This is a genomic window from Streptomyces sp. NPDC059785, from assembly GCF_042732375.1.
Classification (GTDB): domain Bacteria; phylum Actinomycetota; class Actinomycetes; order Streptomycetales; family Streptomycetaceae; genus Streptomyces.
In genome coordinates, this window is record NZ_JBHWHV010000004.1 from 150,985 (window position 1) to 169,224 (window position 18,240).

At 73.5% G+C, this 18,240-nt stretch carries 19 protein-coding genes and 1 pseudogene; 11 read left to right on the plus strand and 9 right to left on the minus strand.

All coding sequences use genetic code 11. The features are described 5' to 3' along the window. Window positions 1–71 precede the first annotated feature (71 nt). Complete coding sequence (locus tag ACFV6E_RS04410) at window positions 72–887, plus strand: helix-turn-helix domain-containing protein (RefSeq protein WP_385159515.1); 816 nt, start codon at window positions 72–74, stop codon at window positions 885–887. Window positions 888–922: 35 nt separating this feature from the next. Here the strand turns inward: ACFV6E_RS04410 and ACFV6E_RS04415 are convergent, their stop codons facing one another. The 3 genes from ACFV6E_RS04415 to nsrR all read right to left on the minus strand — a co-directional run bounded on the left by ACFV6E_RS04415 (window position 923) and on the right by nsrR (window position 3,119). Further along, complete coding sequence (locus ACFV6E_RS04415) at window positions 923–1,351, minus strand: hypothetical protein (protein ID WP_385159513.1); 429 nt, start codon at window positions 1,349–1,351, stop codon at window positions 923–925. After that, the gene (locus tag ACFV6E_RS04420) at window positions 1,348–2,553 is read right to left on the minus strand and encodes a globin domain-containing protein (protein WP_385459317.1); all 1,206 of its coding nucleotides are present in this window, start codon (window positions 2,551–2,553) and stop codon (window positions 1,348–1,350) included. Before ACFV6E_RS04420 ends, ACFV6E_RS04415 begins: the two co-directional genes overlap by 4 nt. A 122-nt stretch (window positions 2,554–2,675) precedes the next feature. Next, window positions 2,676–3,119 carry a nitric oxide-sensing transcriptional repressor NsrR gene (gene nsrR, locus ACFV6E_RS04425; protein ID WP_385159509.1) on the minus strand — a complete coding sequence of 148 codons (444 nt, stop codon included), beginning with the start codon at window positions 3,117–3,119 and terminating at the stop codon, window positions 2,676–2,678. A gap of 181 nt (window positions 3,120–3,300) precedes the next feature. Between nsrR and ACFV6E_RS04430 the strand changes: the two genes are divergently transcribed. Both ACFV6E_RS04430 and ACFV6E_RS04435 read left to right on the plus strand, forming a co-directional pair. After that, on the plus strand, window positions 3,301–3,798 hold the full coding sequence (locus ACFV6E_RS04430) for a cupin domain-containing protein (protein ID WP_385459319.1): 498 nt from the start codon (window positions 3,301–3,303) through the stop codon (window positions 3,796–3,798). A gap of 39 nt (window positions 3,799–3,837) precedes the next feature. Beyond that, window positions 3,838–4,797, plus strand: coding sequence for a DUF1152 domain-containing protein (locus ACFV6E_RS04435; RefSeq protein ID WP_385459321.1), 960 nt, complete (start codon window positions 3,838–3,840; stop codon window positions 4,795–4,797). Between the two features lie 251 nt (window positions 4,798–5,048). On the opposite strand, the pseudogene ACFV6E_RS04440 reads toward ACFV6E_RS04435, so the two are convergent. Both ACFV6E_RS04440 and ACFV6E_RS04445 read right to left on the minus strand, forming a co-directional pair. Further along, a pseudogene (locus tag ACFV6E_RS04440) lies at window positions 5,049–5,558 on the minus strand (styrene monooxygenase/indole monooxygenase family protein); the annotation flags it as partial. Between the two features lie 54 nt (window positions 5,559–5,612). Continuing rightward, window positions 5,613–6,047, minus strand: a complete 435-nt coding sequence (locus ACFV6E_RS04445) for a VOC family protein (RefSeq protein WP_385159501.1) — start codon at window positions 6,045–6,047, stop codon at window positions 5,613–5,615. A gap of 164 nt (window positions 6,048–6,211) precedes the next feature. Between ACFV6E_RS04445 and ACFV6E_RS04450 the strand changes: the two genes are divergently transcribed. Beyond that, window positions 6,212–6,958 (plus strand): GntR family transcriptional regulator, encoded by a 747-nt coding sequence (locus tag ACFV6E_RS04450; RefSeq protein WP_385159499.1) that lies wholly within the window; start codon window positions 6,212–6,214, stop codon window positions 6,956–6,958. Between the two features lie 57 nt (window positions 6,959–7,015). Here ACFV6E_RS04450 and ACFV6E_RS04455 read toward each other — a convergent pair whose 3' ends face one another. Beyond that, complete coding sequence (locus tag ACFV6E_RS04455) at window positions 7,016–7,696, minus strand: GntR family transcriptional regulator (protein WP_385459323.1); 681 nt, start codon at window positions 7,694–7,696, stop codon at window positions 7,016–7,018. A gap of 134 nt (window positions 7,697–7,830) precedes the next feature. Between ACFV6E_RS04455 and ACFV6E_RS04460 the strand changes: the two genes are divergently transcribed. The 6 genes from ACFV6E_RS04460 (at window position 7,831) to ACFV6E_RS04485 (ending at window position 14,819) form a co-directional block, all read left to right on the plus strand. Next, on the plus strand, window positions 7,831–8,820 hold the full coding sequence (locus ACFV6E_RS04460; RefSeq protein ID WP_385459325.1) for a sugar phosphate isomerase/epimerase family protein: 990 nt from the start codon (window positions 7,831–7,833) through the stop codon (window positions 8,818–8,820). Window positions 8,821–8,906: 86 nt separating this feature from the next. Then, entirely contained in the window at window positions 8,907–9,908 is a 1,002-nt protein-coding gene (locus tag ACFV6E_RS04465; RefSeq protein WP_385459327.1) for a 4-hydroxythreonine-4-phosphate dehydrogenase PdxA, read from the plus strand. Window positions 9,909–10,095: 187 nt separating this feature from the next. Beyond that, the gene (locus tag ACFV6E_RS04470) at window positions 10,096–11,607 is read left to right on the plus strand and encodes an SLC13 family permease (protein WP_385459329.1); all 1,512 of its coding nucleotides are present in this window, start codon (window positions 10,096–10,098) and stop codon (window positions 11,605–11,607) included. Window positions 11,608–11,661: 54 nt separating this feature from the next. Then, the gene (locus tag ACFV6E_RS04475; RefSeq protein WP_385459331.1) at window positions 11,662–13,446 is read left to right on the plus strand and encodes a dihydroxyacetone kinase family protein; all 1,785 of its coding nucleotides are present in this window, start codon (window positions 11,662–11,664) and stop codon (window positions 13,444–13,446) included. A 57-nt stretch (window positions 13,447–13,503) separates the two neighbouring features. After that, window positions 13,504–14,013 (plus strand): ribose-5-phosphate isomerase, encoded by a 510-nt coding sequence (locus ACFV6E_RS04480; protein WP_385159487.1) that lies wholly within the window; start codon window positions 13,504–13,506, stop codon window positions 14,011–14,013. Further along, complete coding sequence (locus ACFV6E_RS04485; RefSeq protein WP_385459333.1) at window positions 14,013–14,819, plus strand: triose-phosphate isomerase family protein; 807 nt, start codon at window positions 14,013–14,015, stop codon at window positions 14,817–14,819. Before ACFV6E_RS04480 ends, ACFV6E_RS04485 begins: the two co-directional genes overlap by 1 nt. 28 nt (window positions 14,820–14,847) lie before the next feature. Here ACFV6E_RS04485 and ACFV6E_RS04490 read toward each other — a convergent pair whose 3' ends face one another. Both ACFV6E_RS04490 and ACFV6E_RS04495 read right to left on the minus strand, forming a co-directional pair. Then, entirely contained in the window at window positions 14,848–15,315 is a 468-nt protein-coding gene (locus tag ACFV6E_RS04490; RefSeq protein WP_385459335.1) for a nuclear transport factor 2 family protein, read from the minus strand. Window positions 15,316–15,445: 130 nt separating this feature from the next. Continuing rightward, on the minus strand, window positions 15,446–16,048 hold the full coding sequence (locus ACFV6E_RS04495) for a class I SAM-dependent methyltransferase (protein WP_385459337.1): 603 nt from the start codon (window positions 16,046–16,048) through the stop codon (window positions 15,446–15,448). A gap of 368 nt (window positions 16,049–16,416) precedes the next feature. Here ACFV6E_RS04495 and ACFV6E_RS04500 point away from each other — a divergent pair, with 368 nt between their 5' ends. Continuing rightward, window positions 16,417–16,590: a VOC family protein gene (locus ACFV6E_RS04500; RefSeq protein WP_385459339.1), complete on the plus strand. Its 174-nt coding sequence runs from the start codon at window positions 16,417–16,419 to the stop codon at window positions 16,588–16,590. A gap of 69 nt (window positions 16,591–16,659) precedes the next feature. On the opposite strand, the gene ACFV6E_RS04505 is transcribed toward ACFV6E_RS04500, so the two are convergent. Continuing rightward, on the minus strand, window positions 16,660–17,952 hold the full coding sequence (locus ACFV6E_RS04505; RefSeq protein WP_385459341.1) for a YeeE/YedE family protein: 1,293 nt from the start codon (window positions 17,950–17,952) through the stop codon (window positions 16,660–16,662). Window positions 17,953–18,240 lie beyond the last annotated feature (288 nt).

The following is an 18,240-nucleotide window of genomic DNA, read 5'->3' on the forward strand; positions in this document are numbered from 1 at the left end:
CGCGCCACGCGCGTCGACGGCGTGCGCCCCCAAACCATGGGAGCGCGTCCTCAAAGGGAACGGCGAGAACCGTGTACGGCAAGAGCGAGAACCGCGACGACTACCAGGACGGGCCGCGTCCGCTGGCCGCGATGGCCCGCGATCTGCCCGACGCCCACCACATCCCCGCCCACACCCACCGCCGCGCCCAGCTCATCTACGGCACCAGCGGTGCGATCACCGTCGTCACCGGACGCGGCACCTGGGTAGTGCCCGCCACCCGCGGCGTCTGGGTCCCGGCCGGTGTCACCCACGCCATGACCTGCACCGGCGCCGTCCGCATGCGCACCCTCTACGTCGAGCTGGGCGCGTGGCCCGGACTGCCCGGCGAGCCCACCGTCGTCGCCGTGTCCCCGCTGCTGCGCGAGCTGATCGAGGCCGCCACCCGGATCCCCCTGGCCTACGCGCCGGGCAGCCGCGACGAGGCCGTCATGAACCTGCTGCTCCACGAACTGGCGCCGCACCCCGTACCCGCGCTCCACCTGCCCACCCCCGCCGACCCGGAGCTCGGCCCGCTCTGCTCGGCGATCCGCGCGGACCCCGGCCGGCGCTGGACCACCGCCGAAGCCGCCGCCCGCGCCCACCTCAGCGCCCGGAGCCTGCAACGCCGCTTCCCCGAGGCCACCGGTATGACGCTCAGCCACTGGGTGCAGCAGGCCCGGCTGCTCGCGGCCATCTCCCTGCTCGCCCAGGGCGTCCCGGTCACCGCGATCTCCGCACGCCTGGGCTACGCGACCCCGAGCGCGTTCACCGCCATGTTCCGCCGCGCCCTGGGCGTCTCGCCGAGCGGCTACTTCACGGACGGGCGGGAGACCGGCCGGGGCGCGCGGCGGCAGCCGGTGCCGTAGCCGCTCGCGCGCCCCGGCCGGTGCCGGACCCGCGGTCAGGCGCTCAGCGTGGTGACGCCCAGGGCGAGCAGGGCGAGGACCTTGGCCGCCTCGCACCCCACGTACCAGAAGTGGGCGCGGGAGCGCGGGTGTTCCTCCCCGGCCAGCAGCCGGTCCGAGCGGTGGTTCAGGACAGGCCGCACCAACGCGAGCTGCGCCGCGAGCAGTACGACCGCGACGGCCGTCAGGAGCACGACCGGCAGCGGGGGACCGCCCGCGGCGACCGCCGCGAGCACGACGGCCGCCAGTACCGCCTCGACCCGGTTGAGGGCCCGGAAGACGAGCCGGCCGATGCCGAGCCCGATCCGTACGGTCACGCCGGGGGCGCGGAACTTCAGCGGTGCCTCCAGGAACGAGATGGCGAGCACCATCCCGAGCCAGACGAAGGCCGCCGCGGCGGCGACCGCGGCGGCGGTCTCGTTCACGACTGCCCCAGCCACATGTCGGGGCCGAAGACCTCGTAGTGGATGGCGTCCATGGGGACACCGCGCCGCAGCAGGTCGCCGCGGACCGCCCGCATGAAGGGCAGCGGACCGCACAGGCAGACGCGCACACCGGCCGGCAGGTCCACGGCGGCCAGGTCGACCAGACCGGTGGACGCGTCCGGCGTCCCGTCGTCCACCCGCTCGTACCAGAGGTGGAGCCGGGCGTCCGGCAGCGCCTGCACGAGGTTGCGCTGCTCCTCCCGGTGGGCGTGGTCGGCGGGGGAGCGGTCGGCGTGGATGACGGTCACCGGGCGGGCCGAGCCGGTGACGGCGAGGTGGTCCAGCATGGACAGCACGGGGGTGACGCCGATCCCGGCGGATACCAGGAGCAGCGGTCCGTCGCCGTCCGGCAGGACCAGGTCGCCGAACGGGGCGGACACGGTGAGCACGGCTCCCGGGTGCCCGTGCTCGTACAGCCAGGACGAGACCTCGCCGTCCGGCTGTGCGGCGCCCCGGACGCGTTTGACGGTGATCCGCCAGTGGCCGCGGCCGGGCGCGGCGGACAGGCTGTACTGGCGGATCTGCCGGGCGCCGTCGGGCAGTTCGACCTGGACGCTGACGTATTGCCCCGGGCGGAACGGCCCGGTGGGGCGGCCGTCGGTGCGCCGCAGCACCAGGGAGACGGCGTCGGGGGTCTCCCGGCGCCGCTCGGTGATCTCCATACGGTGCCGTACGCCGCCCTCGGCGGCGCCCGCCTGCCCGTAGAGGCGGGCCTCGGCGTCGATCAGGGTGTTGGCCATCAGCCAGTACACCTCGTCCCAGGCGGCGGCGACCTCCGGGGTGACGGCGTCGCCGAGCGTCTCGGCGATCGCCCCGAACAGGTGGTGGTGGACGACCTTGTACTGCGCCGAGGAGATGCCCAGGGAGGCGTGCTTGTGCGCGATCCGGCCGAGCATCGCGTCGGGGCGGGGCGCGCCGGGCTCGCCCTCGCGCAGCAGCATGCCGGCGAACGCCGCGATGGAGCCGGCCAGGGCCTGCCGCTGCTGCCCGTTGGCCTGGTTGCCCCGGTTGAAGAGGTCCCGCAGCAGCTCGGGGTGGGCCTCGAAGAGCCTGCGGTAGAACAGGTCGGTGATGTCCTCGATGGCGGCGCCGACGGCCGGGAGGGTGGCCCGGACGACGGGGGCGGACTGCTGGGAGAGCATGCCGGCTCCTAAAGTGGTAAATGATCTTCGCATTCAAGCGAAGGAGTGGGTGCCGGGACGGGTGCTCCCGGCGGGGCCCCTCGCGGGGCGGGTCGGTGCCTTTGTGGGGCGGGCGGGCCGGACTATCCCGAGGGGCGGCCGGTCAGACCGATGAGCACCGGTCCGGTGGGCGAGGCCACCAGGTCGGTCACGGTCAGCGGGTCGAGGGCGGCGTAGAAGGCCTCCTGGGCGTCGCGCAGGGCCCGGCGCAACCGGCAGGCGCCGCGCAGCGGGCACGGCGTCTCGCCCTCGCAGGCGACCACTTCGCCCTCGCCCTCCAGCTCCCGCACCAGCCAGCCGACCGAGGCCAGCCGGCCGAGACCGGTCAGCGCCAGTCCGCCGCCGCGCCCGCGCCGCGCCTCCACGACCCCCAGGTGCTGGAGGCGGGTGACGGCCTTGGCGACGTGGGCGTAGGGCACGTCCATGACCTCCGCCACCTCGCGCGTGGTCAGCGGGTCGTCCTCCTCAAAGACCGCCAGGCGCATGACGGTGCGCAGCGCCAGGTCGGTGAATTTCGTCAGCCGCACGCCACGGACGCTAGCAAATACGCATGTACGATGCCTATTAAAAGGCGGCTCGGGTCCGTGTGCGGTGCGTCACTGACCCGGCCATCTGCGGGAGTTCGCCCGGAGGCTCCTGACAGGAGGCTTCGCACGGGGGCGCTCCCGCCCGTCGGCGAAGGACGAACGCACATGAGGGGTGCACCAGATGACCGCGGCAGACAGCGGCACGCCCGAACCGGCCGGTGACCCGGGCGGTGAACCGGCCGGTGACCCCGGCTCACCCGTCGCGCGGACCCTGTGCGACATCACGACGCTCGTGGACGGCTCGGCGCCCGCCGACGGAGCCGAACCTGTCGATGGCGCCGGGGAACCGACCGGTGCGCTGTGGCGCCTCGCCGAGCCCGGCAGGCAGCTCGACGCCAATGTCGTACGCATCCCGCCCGCCGGTCGCGTGGACGTCCACACCGAGCCGGACCTCGACGTCCTGCTGCTGGTCGTCGCCGGTTCCGGCACCCTGCTCGGCCCCGGCGACGGACCGCTCCCACTGCGTCCGGGCAGCCTGAACTGGCTGCCCCACGGCGCCGCCCGCGGCCTCCACGCGGGCCCGGACGGCCTGCACTGCCTCACCGTCCACCGGCGCCGGCCCGGCATGCGCGTCCAGCCGCGTCCGCCGGACACCGTCCGCACACCGCCACCGGCCTGACCCGCAGCCGCCGTTCCCGCCGGGCGGACAATGATCGTCATGACGTCCCTCCACACCAACCCGCTCTTCGCACGGCTGGCGGATGCCGAACGGATCCTCGTCGCGGGCGCGGGCGGCGGCTTCGACATCTACTCCGGTCTGCCGCTGGCCCTCTCACTCATGCACCAGGGCAAGGAGGTGCAGCTCGCGAACCTGTCGTTCAGCATGCTCGACGGGCTTCCGCTCGACGACTGGGCCGCTCCCGACCTCGCCGCCGTCACCCCCAAAACCGCCCTCCACCAGAGCTACTTCCCGGAGCGGACCCTCGCCCAGTGGCTGCACCGGAACGGCTACCCGTCCACGGTGTACGCCTTCCCGCAGACCGGGGTGCGCCCGCTGCGCGACGCCTACCGGGCGCTCGTCGAGCTGCACCGGATCGACGCGGTGGTGCTGGTCGACGGCGGTACGGACATCCTGCTGCGCGGCGACGAGGCCGGGCTCGGCACCCCGGAGGAGGATCTCGCCAGTGTGGCGGCGCTGGCCGGACTCGACGGCGTCCCCGTCCGGCTCGTGGTGTCGGTCGGCTTCGGCGTGGACGCGTACCACGGCGTCAACCACGTCCAGGTACTGGAGAACATCGCCGCGCTGGACCGCGACGGCGCCTACCTCGGCGCCTTCTCGATACCCCGCGCCACCCGCGAGGGCGCCCTCTACCTCGACGCGGTGGCCCACGCCCAGCAGGCCACCCCGGAGCACTCCAGCATCGTCAACGGTTCCGTCGCGGCGGCGGTGCAGGGCCGCTTCGGCGACGTGCGCTTCACCGACCGCACCCGGGGCAGCGAGCTGTTCGTGAACCCGCTGATGTCCCTGTACTTCGCCTTCGACCTGGCAGGACTCGCGGCCCGCTGCCTGTACCTGGACCGGATCGAGGAGACGTACCTGATGCGCCAGGTGCACGCGCGGATCGCCGGGTTCCGCGAAACCGTCACGACCCGGCCGCCCCGCACCTTCCCGCACTGAACGGACCGGACCGATCGGCCGGACGGGACATCACCGGACCCGAGGTCCTCGGCGATCGCGTCGGCGACCACCTCGGCCGCGTACGAGGCGATGTCGGCGCCCTGCCCGACGACCGGGTCGACGACGGTGCGGGCGTCCCCGAGGGCGAGGGCGTACCGCCCGCCCGGCAGCCGGGCGTGATCCGCGCGCACCGTAGGTGTGATCGCGGCCCGCACCGGATCCAGCGGCCCGGTGAGCCGGAAGCCCGGCGTGGTGACGGGCCCGTCCCGGGAGTACAGGGGTGTCTCGATGAGCTCGCCGCGGCCGGGCGACAAGGACAGGGTCACGCCCTTGGGTTCGGTCGGCGCGACCCCGTGGTACAGCCCCGCGCACAGCCGGCGCGGCGGAGCGGGGTGCGAGAGACCGCCGTCCCGGCGCGGGAACACCTCGGCGAGACCGCCGCGCCCGGACGCCAGGACGAGCAGATCGTGACCGGAGGCGAGCTCGTTACTCCTCGGCGGGCCGGAACGAGACGCCGAGGCGCCGCTCCCGGGCCGGCGTCGGGGCGTGGTGCGCGACGGTGGCGGGCAGGCTCCCGTCGCAGCCCGCAGCCCGCAGCCCGCAGCCCGCAGCCCGCAGCCCGCAGCCCGCCGCGGATCGCAGCCCGCAGCCCGCCGCGGATCGCGGTCGCAGTACAGGGTGACGGGTATGCCGTGCTGACGCAGCAGCGGACCGAGAGGGGGACCGGCGACCCCGGCCCCGGCGACTCCGATGCCCGGCATGACGCAACTCCCGTTGACGGGGGCTCCTTTGGCTGCTGCGGATGCCCCTACCCCTTACTCCAGCCGTCGTACGCGGCCTGGCCGCTGCTCGCGTTCTCGCGGCTGGACGAGTTCGACGCGCAGGCCCGGCTCAGTGGTGGTGAGGAAGCAGGCGTCGCAGCCGCGGCCGCCCGCGAACACCTCCGCGGGGTCCCCGAGCCTGGCGGTGGTCGCGGGCAGCGAGGTGACGCGGAAGGCGATGTGGTGGAGCCCTTCGCCGTGCGCGTCGAGGAACTCCCGGACGGCGTTGTGCCGCACCGGCTGCACCAACTGGACGCAGATGCCGCCCCCGGCGTCGAGGTACGCGAGCCGCGAGCCGGGCTCCTCGGCCACCTCGTCGGCGAGGAGGGGGAGCCCGAGCGTCCGGGTCCACCAGGGCAGGGCGGCGTCGATGTCGTGCACCGCGTAGGCCACGTGGTCGAGACGGTCGCCTGAGGTCAGTGCGGTCACGGCGGTGCTCCAGGGTCGGCGGAGGGGCGTACCAGCGCTGCCGCTGGTGTCCGGATCGGTGCTGCGAGTCGATGTTCGGGTTAGCAAGGATCCTAGATCCTATAGGATCTATCTCATCGGTTGTGCACCACTCGGTTGTGCCCCCGCGCTAGGATTGCGCCGACATGGACAGCAGCACGTACAGCAACGAGATCAGTCCCACGACCGCCCGGGCCGGCGGCCGCAAGCCGGTCGTGCCCCGTCGCGCCCTGCGGGACGGCGTCTATGACGTCCTCCTCGAGCGGCTGCTCGACGGCTCGACACCCCCCGGCAGTTCGCTGAGCATCGACTCGCTCGCCCGTGAGCTGGAGGTCTCGCAGACCCCGGTGCGCGAGGCGCTGGCGCAGCTCGAGCACACCGGCCTGGTCTCACGCGTGGCGCTCAAGGGATACCGGGTGGCGCCGCCGCTGTCGCCGGAGCAGCTGGCCGAACTCTTCGACATGCGCGGCATCCTGGAGACCGCCGCGATCGAACGGGCGGTGGCGCACACCGAGGACCTGCTGCCCGAACTGCGGGCCGCGCACGCGCAGCACGTGCTCTGCGCGCACCGGCTGCGCAAGGCGAAGGGCACCGGCGACCGGCCGGCGGACCTGTCGGGGCTGCGGGAGTACTTCGCCGCGGACTGGGAGTTCCATCTCACCATCATCCGGGCCTCGGGCAACCGCTTCCTCCTGAGGTCCGCGGAGTCGCTGAGCGCCCACGTGCACCGGCTGCGGCAGACCGCCGACCACGGTCCGACGGACACGGAGCAGGCCGTGGCGGAGCACGCGGCGATCCTGGCGGCCCTGGAGTCCGGGGACCCCGGGCGACCGGTGACCGCCATGCGCGAGCACCTGGCCGCGGTGGCGCGCCGCGTGTCGGCCGACGGCTGAGCGACGGCCGACGGTTCAGCGACGGGCGGCGGCTGAGCGGCGGCCCCCGCGCCGGAGCTACGCGCTCTGCTGCCGTACCCGGGCGAGCAGCTTCTCCAGGTGTTCGCGCATCGCCGTCGCCGCGGCGGCCGGGGTCGAGGAGCGGAAGGCGTCCAGGATGCGGGCGTGCTCGGCGCGGCTCTCGTGCGCGTCGCTGATCACGTGGTCGTTGAACATGCGGTAGCGCTGCATGTACCCGTTGCACGAGTTGAACGCCTGCTCCAGGAACGGGTTGCCCGTATGGGCGGCGATGAGGCTGTGGAAGGCCCAGTCCGCCTGGAGGAAATCCCTGAAGTTCTCGTAGTGCGGCCCGGTCGGCGCCTGCTGCTGGGCCTCCACGGTCCCGGCCAGCGCCTCGATGAGGGCCGGGTCGTTCTGCGCGCAGGCCCGCTCGGCGTTGACGGGCTCCAGGACGAGCCGGAGTTCGATGAGCTGCGCCAGCTCCTCGCGGGTCGGCAGCTCGGCCACCCGGTAGCCGCGCCGCGCCACCCGCCGCACCATGCCCGTCGACTCGAGCCGGGCCAGCGCCTCGCGCACCGGAGTGGCGGAGACCTGAAGCTCCTTGGCCAGGGTCTCGGTCCGCATCGGTGACCCGGGCGGCAGCGTGCCGTCCACCAGCATCGCCAGAAGGGCTTCGTGGACGCCGTCGGCAAGGACCTGACGGCCGCTCACAAAGGGGGGCGTCTCGGGCGTCTGCATGGCTCTCCTCGCGAGTGTGTTTCCGAGAAGTCAATCAGGTATTGACGCCTCGTGAAGACCGGGGCTAATTTTCTATAGAAGATTTCCTATTCGGCCAGTCGCCGGACGGGAACCCCGCACGCCCTGGAGCCCTGATGAGCGAGACCGGTCCCGACACCGCGCCCACCTGGGAGGACTGGCCCATCGCCGCCGCGATGCTCCAGTTCTCCAACGTCACCGAGAGTGGCGGGTCGACGCAGGACCAGGACCCGGAGGGCTGGGCGCGGACCCTGAGCGAGGTGGCGGGAGCCGGCTTCACCGAGGTCGACCCCACCGACTCGTGGCTGCGGGTCGCCGACCTGAGCGACGCGCGGCGCGCGGAGTTCGCCACCGCGGTCAAGGAGGCGGAGCTCACCGTCCCGGCCGTCTCGACGGCCCGGCGCAGCGTCATCGACCCCGAGCACGGCGCGGACAATCTCGCCTACGGCCACCGGGTGATCGACGCGGCCGTGCAGCTCGGCGCGGGCGTCGTCTCCTTCGGGTTCTTCCGGGCGCTGACGCCCGCGCAGCGGGACGCCCTGTGGTTCTGGACGGCGCAGGGCGCGAAGGACCCCGACGACATCGACACCTGGAAGCTCGCCGTCGCCCGCATCCGCGAGCTGGCCCTCCACGCCGACGAGGTCGGCGTGGAGGTCTCACTGGAGATGTACGAGGACACCTACCTGGGCACGGCCGACAGCGCGGTGAAGTTCGTGCGGGACGTCGACCACCCCCGGGTCGGCCTCAACCCGGACCTCGGCAACCTCCAGCGGCTGCACCGTCCGGTCGAGCGCGCCGAGGCCATGGTCGAGAAGACCCTGCCCTACGCCAACTACTGGCACGTCAAGAACTACTACCGCTCGGAGGACGCGACGAGCGGGCACATTGTGACCTTCCCCGCTCCCATGGAGTCAGGGGTTATCAACTACCGCAAATCAGTGCAGTATGCAATTGACCACGGCTTCCGTGGGGCCTTCTGCGTCGAGCACTACGGTGGCGACGGCCTGAGCGTCAGCGCCACCAACCGGGACTACCTGCGGCGACTGCTCGCACAGACCCGCGGAGTCGGCGCCCGCCCCGCCCGTACGGGCCCGGACCCCGTCTGACTCAGGAGCCGCACACAGCGGACTGCAAACACGGCGTCGCGTGTGCGAAGCACGTGTCCCCCGTAAGCACGAAGGAGTACCCACCCATGTCCGAAACGGTCCGCCCCACCATCGCCCTCGTCCCGGGTGACCCGTCCGGTATCGGCGGTGAGCTGGCGGCCAAGCTGCTCGCCTCCGGGGAGCTCGAAGCGCTCGCCGACGTCCTGGTCATCGCCACCCGCGAGGAGCTCGACCGGGCCGCCGGGCAGGCGGGGGTCGAGCTGGACGTCCCCGACGAGCGGGGCACCGGGCGTCCGGCCCTGGTCGACCCCGGCCGGCCCGGACCGCTGCCGACCGTCACCGGCTCCGTGAACGTCGAGTCCGGCGCCTGGACGAAGGCGGCCCTGGAGTACGCGGTCTCTCTGGCGCAGGCCGGCGAGGTCGACGGCATCTGCTTCATGCCGCTCAACAAGGCGGCGCTGCACGACGCGGGCATGAACAAGGAGGACGAGCTGCGCTGGTTCGCCGAGCTGCTCGGCTACACCGGCCCCACCTCGGAGATCAACGTCCTGCCGCGGCTGTGGACGTCGCGGATCACCTCGCACATCCCGATGGCCGACGTGGCCGACCGGATCACCGCCGACCGCGTCACCACCATCGTCACGATGTTCGACGAGATGCTGCGGGACTCCGGCATCGACGCCCCGCGCATCGGTGTCGCCGCCCTGAACCCGCACAACGGCGAGAACGGCCTCTTCGGCCGGCACGAGATCGACGAGATCGCCCCCGGCGTCGCCGCGGCCCGCGCGTCCGGCATCGACGCCCAGGGCCCGTTCTCCGCCGACACGATCTTCCTCAAGGGCCGTGACGGCGTCTTCGACGGCATCGTCACGATGTACCACGACCAGGGTCAGATCGCGATGAAGCTGCTCGGCTTCGACGGCGGCGTCACCATCCAGGGCGGCCTGCCCATCGCCGTGACCACCCCGGCGCACGGCACCGCCTTCGAGATCGTCGGCAAGGGCGTGGCGGACACCAACTCCGCGCGCAACGCCTTCCGCCTCGCCGCGACCCTCGCCTCCCGCAAGGCCGCCCGCACCCGCGCCTGAGCACCGCCCCGCCGGCCGCCCGCCGCAGCGTACGCCGGCATCTGCCGCCCCCGGCTCCGGCCGGGGGCGCCCCCGCCGACGCGCACGTCGGACCCCATAGGCCGACAGCGCGCCGGGCCCCACAGGTCACCAGGTCCCCGGCCTGCGACTTCCCCATTCTCAAAGATGAGAAGATGAGGTGAGGGCGATGCACTCGTCCCTGTACATCCTCGGCAGCGGTATCGCTGCCGTGGCGCTGCTGGTCTTCCTGATAGCCAAGGTCAAGCTGCACCCGTTCCTCGGGCTGCTGATCTCGACCCTCCTGCTCGGCCTCGCCAACGGCCTCGGCCCGACGAAGACCGTCGACACGATCACCGAGAACTTCGGCGGCACCCTCTCCACCACCGGCATCGTCATCGCGCTCGGCACCGTCCTCGGCGGACTGCTGCTGCGCTCGGGCGGCGCCGACCGGATCGCCGACGTCCTGGTGGGCAACCGCTCCAAGGCGTGGATGCCGATCAGCATCGGCATCGCGGCCGTCATCATCGGCCTGCCGAACCTGTTCGAGGTCACCTTCGTGCTCCTCGTACCGCTGGTCTACTCCGTGGCGCGCCGCTTCAGGGTCGACATGCTCGCGGTCGGCATCCCCATGGCCGCCGGGCTGATGACCGCCCACGCCCTGCTCCCGCCCGGCCCCGCGCCGGTGCTGGCCGCCGACGCGTACGACGCGAACCTCGGCGTGACCATCCTGTACGGCTCGCTGGTCGGCATCCCGGTCCTGCTGGTCGGCGCCCTCGCCTTCCCCCGGCTCATCGCCCGCTGGGGCATCACCTCCCAGGGCGGCGCCCTGGAATCCCTCGGCCACCCCGAGGCGAACGGCGGCAGCAGCGGACCCAAGGGCGACGGCACCGGCTCGAAGGGCGACGGCACCGGTCCGAAGGGCGACGGCGGTTCCGAGGGCGGGACCGGGGGAGCCCCCGCCGGTGACAACGGCGGCGGCGTCGCCGTGGCCACCCGCCCCGCCACCGCCTCCACCGTCCGCGGCGTCCCCTCGCTCGCGGCCTGCCTGACCACCGTGCTCGTCGCCCCGGTCATGATGATCGTCGGCACGCTGCTGCCGGACGCGCTGCCCGAGCACGGCTGGTACAGCCCGGTCCTCGACGCCGTCGGCAGCCCGGTCATCGCCCTGCTCGTCTCGGCCCTGTTCGCGTACTACACGCTGGGCATCCGCCTCGGCATGACCGGTTCCGGCCTGCTGGCCGACACCAAGAAGGGCCTCACGCCCGTCATCAGCCTGCTGCTGATCATCGGGGCCGGCGGCGCGCTCAAGGGCATGCTGTCCGCCATCGGACTCAGCGACATCATCGCCGACTCCGCCCAGCACTGGTCGATCTCGCCGGTCCTGTTCGCCTGGCTGATCGCCGCGATCTTCCGGATCGCGCTCGGCTCGGGCACGGTGGCCGTCGCCGCCGCGACCGGCATCATCGCCCCGCTGCTGGCCCAGCAGTCCTCCACCCCGGCGGAACTGATCGTCCTCGCCACCTGCACCGGCGCGATGATCTTCTCCCACGTCAGCGACGGCGCGTTCTGGATGTTCAAGGAGTACTTCGGGCTCACCGTCCCGCAGACCCTGAAGACCTGGAGCCTGCTGGTCACCGTGCAGGCGATGACGGGTCTGGTGTGCATCCTCGCCGTGGACGCCGTCGTCCAGGTGCTCTGAGCGCGCCCGCGCCCGCTCCTCCTCGTTACAGCACGCCTTTTCGGAGATACGACGATGACACGTCTCTACAACGACCCCGCGGCCTTCGCGCAGGAGGCGGTCGAGGGCTTCGCCGCGGCCCACGCCCGGTGGGTGCGCACCGTCCCCGGCGGCGTCGCCCGCCGCTCCGGGCCCGTACCCGGGCAGGTGGCCGTCGTCGTGGGCGGCGGCTCCGGGCACTACCCGGCCTTCGGCGGTCTGGTGGGTCGCGGCCTGGCGCACGGAGCGGCGATCGGCGAGGTCTTCGCCTCGCCGTCCGCGCACCGGATCCGCCAGGTCGCCCAGGCCGTCGACGGCGGCGCCGGCGTCCTGCTGACGTTCGGCAACTACGCGGGCGACGTCCTGCACTTCGGGCAGGCCGCCGAGGCCCTGACCGCCGCGGGCGTGCCCGCCCGCACGGTCGCGGTCACCGACGACGTGTCCAGCGCCGCGCCCGAGGAGACGCACAGGCGCCGGGGCGTCGCGGGCGACCTGGTGGTCTTCAAGGCGGCGGCAGCCGCCGCCGAGACCGGCGCCTCGCTGGACGAGGTCGTGCGCGTCGCCGAGCTGGCCAACTCCCGTACGCGCTCCTTCGGTGTCGCCTTCTCCGGCTGCACCCTGCCGGGTGCGGACGCCCCGCTGTTCACGGTGCCCGAGGGGCGGATGGCGGTCGGCCTCGGCATCCACGGCGAACCGGGCATCGGCGAGGAGGCGCTGCCCTCCGCCGACCAGGTCGCCGAGCGCCTGGTCGACCGGCTCCTCGCGGAACTGCCCGACGGCGTCGACCGGGCCGCAGGACAGCGGGCCGGCCTCGTGCTCAACGGGCTCGGGGCGGTCACGTACGAGGAACTCTTCGTCGTCTACCGCCGGGTGTCCCGGCTGCTCGCCGAGGCGGGCGTCGACATCGTGGACCCCGAGGTCGGCGAGTTGTGCACCAGCTTCGACATGGCCGGGCTCTCGCTGACCCTCGTCTGGCTGACGGACGAACTGGAGCGGCTGTGGACGGCGCCCGCCGACGCCCCCGCGTTCCGCAAGGGCGCGCTCGGCGACCCGGACGACGTGCCGGACGCGCCCGGCCTCGTACGGGACCAGGCGGACGTGCCCGAACAGGCGGATGTGCCTGACCAGGCGCCCGCCGTACCCCCGCTGCCGCACGCCACCGCCGACTCGCGGGAACTCGCCGCCGAGGTCGTCGCGATCCTGGACACCGTCCTCGCGACCGTCGACACCCACGCCGAGGAACTCGGCCGGATCGACGCCGTCGCGGGCGACGGGGACCACGGCATCGGTATGCGGCACGGAGCCACCGGGGCGTGCGAGGCCGCCCGGGACGCGCTCGGCCAGGGCGCGGGCGCCGGCACCGTACTCGACCGGGCCGCCGACGGCTGGGCCGACCGGGCGGGCGGCACCTCCGGCGCCCTGTGGGGCGTCATCCTGCGCTCGCTGGGCACCGCGATCGGCGACACCGCGCGCCCCCGCCCGGCCGACGTCGCGGCCGGGGTGACCGGGGCGACCGCCGCCGTCATGCGCCTGGGCAAGGCGGAGGTCGGCGACAAGACGATGGTGGACGTGCTGGTGCCGTTCGCCGAGAGCCTGCGCACGGCCACCGCCGCGGGGCACTCGCTCGCCGATTCCTGGGACACGGCGGCCACCGCGGCACGCCGAGCGGCCGACGCCACCGCCCGGTTGCTGCCGCGCACCGGCCGGGCCCGCCCGCACGCCGAGAAGAGCCTCGGCACCCCGGACGCCGGTGCCCACTCACTGGCGCTGATCGTCCGCGCCGTCCACGCCCGCCTGGCCGAACGGCCCGTCCGTACCTGACGAGCGCCGGCCACCCCGCCCCTTCGCTGATCCCACCCCGAGGAAAGACCGATACAGATGACCGCTGCTGCCAGGCTCCGTATCGTCGTCGGCTGCGACGACGCAGGCTACGACTACAAGGAAGCGCTCAAGGCCGATCTGGAGGCCAGTGACCTGGTCGAGTCCGTCACCGACGTCGGGGTCGACGCCGACGGGCACACCGCCTACCCGACGATCGCGGTGACCGCCGCACAGCTCGTCGCGGACGGCCGTGCCGACCGCGCCCTGCTGGTGTGCGGCACGGGCCTCGGCGTCGCGATCGCCGCCAACAAGGTCCGCGGCGTCCGGGCAGTCACCGCCCACGACTCCTTCTCCGTGGAGCGCGCGATCCTCTCCAACAACGCCCAGGTCCTGACCTTCGGCCAGCGGGTGGTCGGACTCGAACTGGCCCGCAGGCTCGCCAAGGAGTGGCTGACCTACCGTTTCGACGACACGTCCCCGTCCGCCGGCAAGGTCCGGCTCATGTGCGACTACGAGGACGAGCAGAACGTTCCGGCGCCGACGGCGCCGGAACGGGGCGCCGCCTGATGACCGGGCTCGCCGAGGCGCCCGCGGTCACCCTCGGGGTCAGTCTGAAGATGTACCTCGGACATCGGCAGACCCTCGACTGGACCCGCCGGATCGCCGCCGTCGCGGGCGGCCACCGCGCGGTGGCCGACGGTCTGGCGGAACTCTTCGTGCTGCCGTCCTTCCCGCAGATCATCCCGGTCGCCGAGGCCCTGGCCGGTACGGCCGTGCGGACCGGCGCGCAGGACCTCGCCGCCGAGGACCGCGGGCCGTACACGGGCGAGGTCAGCGGCGCGGTGCTCAAGGAGATCGGCTGCGCGTTCGCCGAGGTCGGGCACGCGGAGCGGCGGCGGCTGTTCGGCGAGGGCGACACGGTGGTCGCGGCCAAGACCGCGGCCGCGCTGCGCAACGGGCTGACGCCCGTGATGTGCGTCGGCGAGCTGAACGCCTGCCCGCCCGACGAGGCGGCCGCCCGCACCGTCGCCGAACTCGAACGGATCCTGACGACCGCCGCCTCGCACGACTGCGAGCCCGGTCCCGTCGTCGTCGCCTACGAGCCGCAGTGGGCGATCGGGGCGCCGCGGCCGGCCGGCCCGGAGCACATCTCCACCGTCTGCGGAGCGCTGAGCGACTGGCTCACCGCGCAGCCGGGCCTGGCCGGCAGCCGTGTCATCTACGGCGGCAGCGCGGGCCCCGGCCTGCTCACCCGGCTGGGACCGGACGTCGGCGGTCTGTTCCTGGGACGCTTCGCGCACGACGCGGACGCGGTGGGCCGCATCCTGGACGAGGTGGTGGCCCTGCACGGGACCGGCGCCCGCCGGAGCTGAGAGCGGTCGGCCACCGCGTGACGGCCCGTCAGTCCAGCGGGATGTCGTGTCCGGGGCCGCGCTCGGCCTCCGGCCGCGGGCCGAACCAGCGGCGCTCGGACGCCTCGATGGGTACGTCGTTGATGCTGGCCTCGCGGCGGCGCATCAGGCCGTCGGCGTCGAACTCCCACTGCTCGTCGCCGTACGACCGGAACCACTGGCCCCCGGCGTTGCGGCACTCGTACTGGAAGCGGACGGCGATGCGGTTCTCGTGGAAGCTCCACAGGCTCTTGCGCAGGACGTAGTCGAGTTCGCGTTCCCACTTGGCGGTCAGGAACGCCACGATCTCCTCGCGTCCGGTGAGGAACACGTCCCGGTTGCGCCAGACGGAGTCGGGCGTGTAGGCAAGGGCGACCTTGTGCGGGTCGCGGCTGTTCCACGCGTCCTCAGCGGCCTGCACCTTGGCCAGAGCACTGTCGAGGTCGAACGGCGGAAAGGGCGGTCGTGCGTCGGTCATGACGGGGCGTCCTCGGGCGTCCGGGCGAACCACTTCTGACTCGGACGACTCTAATGGCCTCGGAGAAGTCCATCCGCCTCCGACCGGCACCGGGACCATCCGCGCACGAGTGACCGGTGGCCGGCTGCGTTCAGCGGCGTCGGCAGTGGTACTCCGCGTGGGTGAACCCCTCGCCCTCGGGGCGCTCCGCCGTGTCGATCCACCGCTGGAGGTGGGTGTCGGCGGCGTCCGGCGCGAAGCTGAAGACGATGTCGTACAGGTAGAAGGTGCCGCCGGGGCGGAGCAGCGCGGCGGTGTCGCGGAGCGCCTGCTGCTTCCAGAAGCCGGGCAGTTGGTGCAGCGCCGACTTGGTGGTGACCACGTCCGCGGGCCCGGCGCGGTGGGCGTAGTCGAGGAAGCCGGCCCGGTGCCACCGCGGTGCGACACCGTGGCGCCGCGCCCTGGCCTCGGCGAAGGCCAGCATCTCCGCCGATACGTCGACACCGTGCGCCTCGGCCCCGCGGCGGGCCGCCTGGACGACGAGTGAGCCCGTACCGCAGGCCAGGTCGACGAGGCGGGAGCCCGCGGTGACGCCGAGGCGGTCGAGGAGCGCGTCGTCCGCGTCGGGGCCGGTGTCCTGGTTCCGGTCGCAGACGGCGACCGCCGCCCTGCTGCCCAGGTCGATGCCGACCGGTTCGTACTCCGGGAAGGACCAGACGGGACGGGGGCGGGCGGAGCCGTGGATCGATGACATGCCCCTGTTTGCAGGTTCCGCGCGGGACGTGTGGCGCAGGACGAGTGGCGTACGGTTGATCCGCCGGGCCAGCAGGGTGGACGGAACGCGGTCCGGGAGGGCGGCGACGGCAAGTTGGGCCTCGCCGTCGCCGAGGAGCGCGAGGGCCGATGCGGCGTCTCCGGTGCGTACGGAGACGCGTACGCGGGGGTGGGCCGCGCGGACCGGTGCGAGCAGGAGGATGCGACTTCCGCCGCTACGCCGCCGAGGCGCTGGACCTGTGAAACCGCTGCCACGACGCGGACCGGCCGGGGCGACCTCACCGGTCACCTCCGGGTGTTCGCGTCCGTCACCGCCTGCCAGCCGGGCCGCGACCGTCCCGGGCCGGGGTGCTCCGCCGGCGCATCCTGTCCGAGCCGGAGGCCGAGATCGGGCGGATCCTCGCGCTCGGCGCCCGCAGGGCGGACGTCGGGCGGCGCGGCGACGAGTCGTGGACCGTGCCGGCCGACCCGGAGAGGAACGGGTTCTGCGTCGTCCGCCCGAAGCCGACTCTCGTCGGCTGAGCCGGGACCGGGCGGGCTTGTGCCCGGGCGCGGGCCGGTTGGCCCAAGCCCCGGAACCGCCCGGCCGGCTCAGCAGACGCCGTCGCCCGGCTTCGGGTTGCCCAGGCCGAACAGCGGGCGCAGTCTGAGCCCCACCCACGTGCCGGCCAGGGCGAACGCGCCCCACAGCCAGCCGCTCAGGCTGCCGGAGGCGATGCCCGCGAGGTAGGCGCCGATGTTGCAGCCGCCGGCCAGCCGGGCGCCGATCCCCATCAGCACACCGCCGAGCACCGCCGCCACGGCCGTACGCCACGGGATGCCGCGATGCAGGGCCCAGGTGCCGCCGAGCGCCGAGGCGACAGCCGCGCCGATCATGATGCCGATGTCGGTGAGGCTGGTCTTGTCGGCCAGCACCGCGCCCGCGAGCATCTTGTCGTTGCCGGACTGCTGCCACCACGTCCAGTTCTCCGGGTGGCCGCCGAGCGCGCCCACCAGTTCCGAGCCCCACAGGCTGAACGCGCTGGTGACGCCCCAGGCGCCGCCGGAGACCAGCAGCACGCCCGCGCCCAGCACCGCCAGCACCAGGGCGCCGGCGGCCAGCGGCCAGGAACCGCGCAGCGCCCGTACGGCCGCGCCGCGGGCCGACGGCACGGCTCCCAGGGGCGGCGGGTTGCGGCGCGCCTGGATGCGCCGGGAGACCAGCACCACGACGACCAGGGCGGCGATCGTCACCGCCCACGAGCCGAACCAGCCGATGTGGTCGGACAGCACGACCGGCTGCCAGGCCGGCAGGTCCTTCCACAGGTCGAACTGCCAGGCGGCGAGCGTGGCGCCCGCGACGAACCCGCCCAGCGTCAGCACGATCGAGGTCTGCCCCGAGCCGACGGCGAACAGGGTGCCCGAGGCGCAGGCGCCGCCGAGCTGCATGCCGATCGCGAAGAGCGCCGAGCCGGCGAACAGACCGACCCCGATCGACCCGGCGGACGGCGCGGGCTGCGCGCCGAACAGCCCGGTACCCGTGCCGATGACGAGGGCGAACAGGGTCGCCGTGGTGCCCAGTAGCAGTGCGTGCGCCCGCAGCCCCGTGCCGTTGCCCACCGCGACGAGCTGCCGCCAGGCGGAGGTGAAGCCGAACCGGGAGTGGAAGAGGGCGACGCCCAGGCCGAGCCCCAGCAGGAGCAGCACGCCGGGCTTGGCGCCGTGCGCGGACCAGACGTACGCGGTCAGGGCCACGGCGAGCAGTCCCGACACGACGAGCGGCGTCCGCCGTACCGGGGGCAGGGGCGGAGCCTCGGGCCGTGCGGAGGAGGTGGGGGAGGGGGCGAACAGGGCGGCGGACGCGCGCGGCGGCGCGGCAGGCCCGGCGGGCGGTGCGGTGGTCACGAAGGCGCTCCGGGGCGGTACTGGGGGACGGCGGTCGGTGGCACGGGCCGCCGGCGGCGCGGAAAAGCGGGCCGGCGCGGGGCTCAGCGGCGACAGAGGCCGTCGTCGACGCACCACGCCGAGGTCGCGAACAACGCGAGGCAGAGCGACGGGGCGGAGGGAGACATGGTTTCGAATATACGGAACGCGGCTTTCCGGATGCTGTGGTGTCTCGGAATGTGGAAGCAGACGTGAGACGCGGGTGTGAGACGCGGGCATGAGACGCGGGCGTGAGATGAGATCAGCGGC

What these genes read in the sequence shown, in the direction of transcription:
- ACFV6E_RS04455 (WP_385459323.1), bottom strand. Translation starts at nt 7,696, where the DNA reads ATGCAGACGCCCGAGACGCCCCCCTTTGTGAGCGGCCGTCAGGTCCTT.
- ACFV6E_RS04490 (WP_385459335.1), bottom strand. Translation starts at nt 15,315, where the DNA reads ATGACCGACGCACGACCGCCCTTTCCGCCGTTCGACCTCGACAGTGCT.
- ACFV6E_RS04435 (WP_385459321.1), top strand. Translation starts at nt 3,838, where the DNA reads ATGACGTCCCTCCACACCAACCCGCTCTTCGCACGGCTGGCGGATGCC.
- ACFV6E_RS04485 (WP_385459333.1), top strand. Translation starts at nt 14,013, where the DNA reads ATGACCGGGCTCGCCGAGGCGCCCGCGGTCACCCTCGGGGTCAGTCTG.
- ACFV6E_RS04465 (WP_385459327.1), top strand. Translation starts at nt 8,907, where the DNA reads ATGTCCGAAACGGTCCGCCCCACCATCGCCCTCGTCCCGGGTGACCCG.
- ACFV6E_RS04420 (WP_385459317.1), bottom strand. Translation starts at nt 2,553, where the DNA reads ATGCTCTCCCAGCAGTCCGCCCCCGTCGTCCGGGCCACCCTCCCGGCC.
- ACFV6E_RS04495 (WP_385459337.1), bottom strand. Translation starts at nt 16,048, where the DNA reads ATGTCATCGATCCACGGCTCCGCCCGCCCCCGTCCCGTCTGGTCCTTC.
- ACFV6E_RS04480 (WP_385159487.1), top strand. Translation starts at nt 13,504, where the DNA reads ATGACCGCTGCTGCCAGGCTCCGTATCGTCGTCGGCTGCGACGACGCA.
- ACFV6E_RS04430 (WP_385459319.1), top strand. Translation starts at nt 3,301, where the DNA reads ATGACCGCGGCAGACAGCGGCACGCCCGAACCGGCCGGTGACCCGGGC.
- ACFV6E_RS04470 (WP_385459329.1), top strand. Translation starts at nt 10,096, where the DNA reads ATGCACTCGTCCCTGTACATCCTCGGCAGCGGTATCGCTGCCGTGGCG.
- ACFV6E_RS04460 (WP_385459325.1), top strand. Translation starts at nt 7,831, where the DNA reads ATGAGCGAGACCGGTCCCGACACCGCGCCCACCTGGGAGGACTGGCCC.
- ACFV6E_RS04475 (WP_385459331.1), top strand. Translation starts at nt 11,662, where the DNA reads ATGACACGTCTCTACAACGACCCCGCGGCCTTCGCGCAGGAGGCGGTC.
- ACFV6E_RS04450 (WP_385159499.1), top strand. Translation starts at nt 6,212, where the DNA reads ATGGACAGCAGCACGTACAGCAACGAGATCAGTCCCACGACCGCCCGG.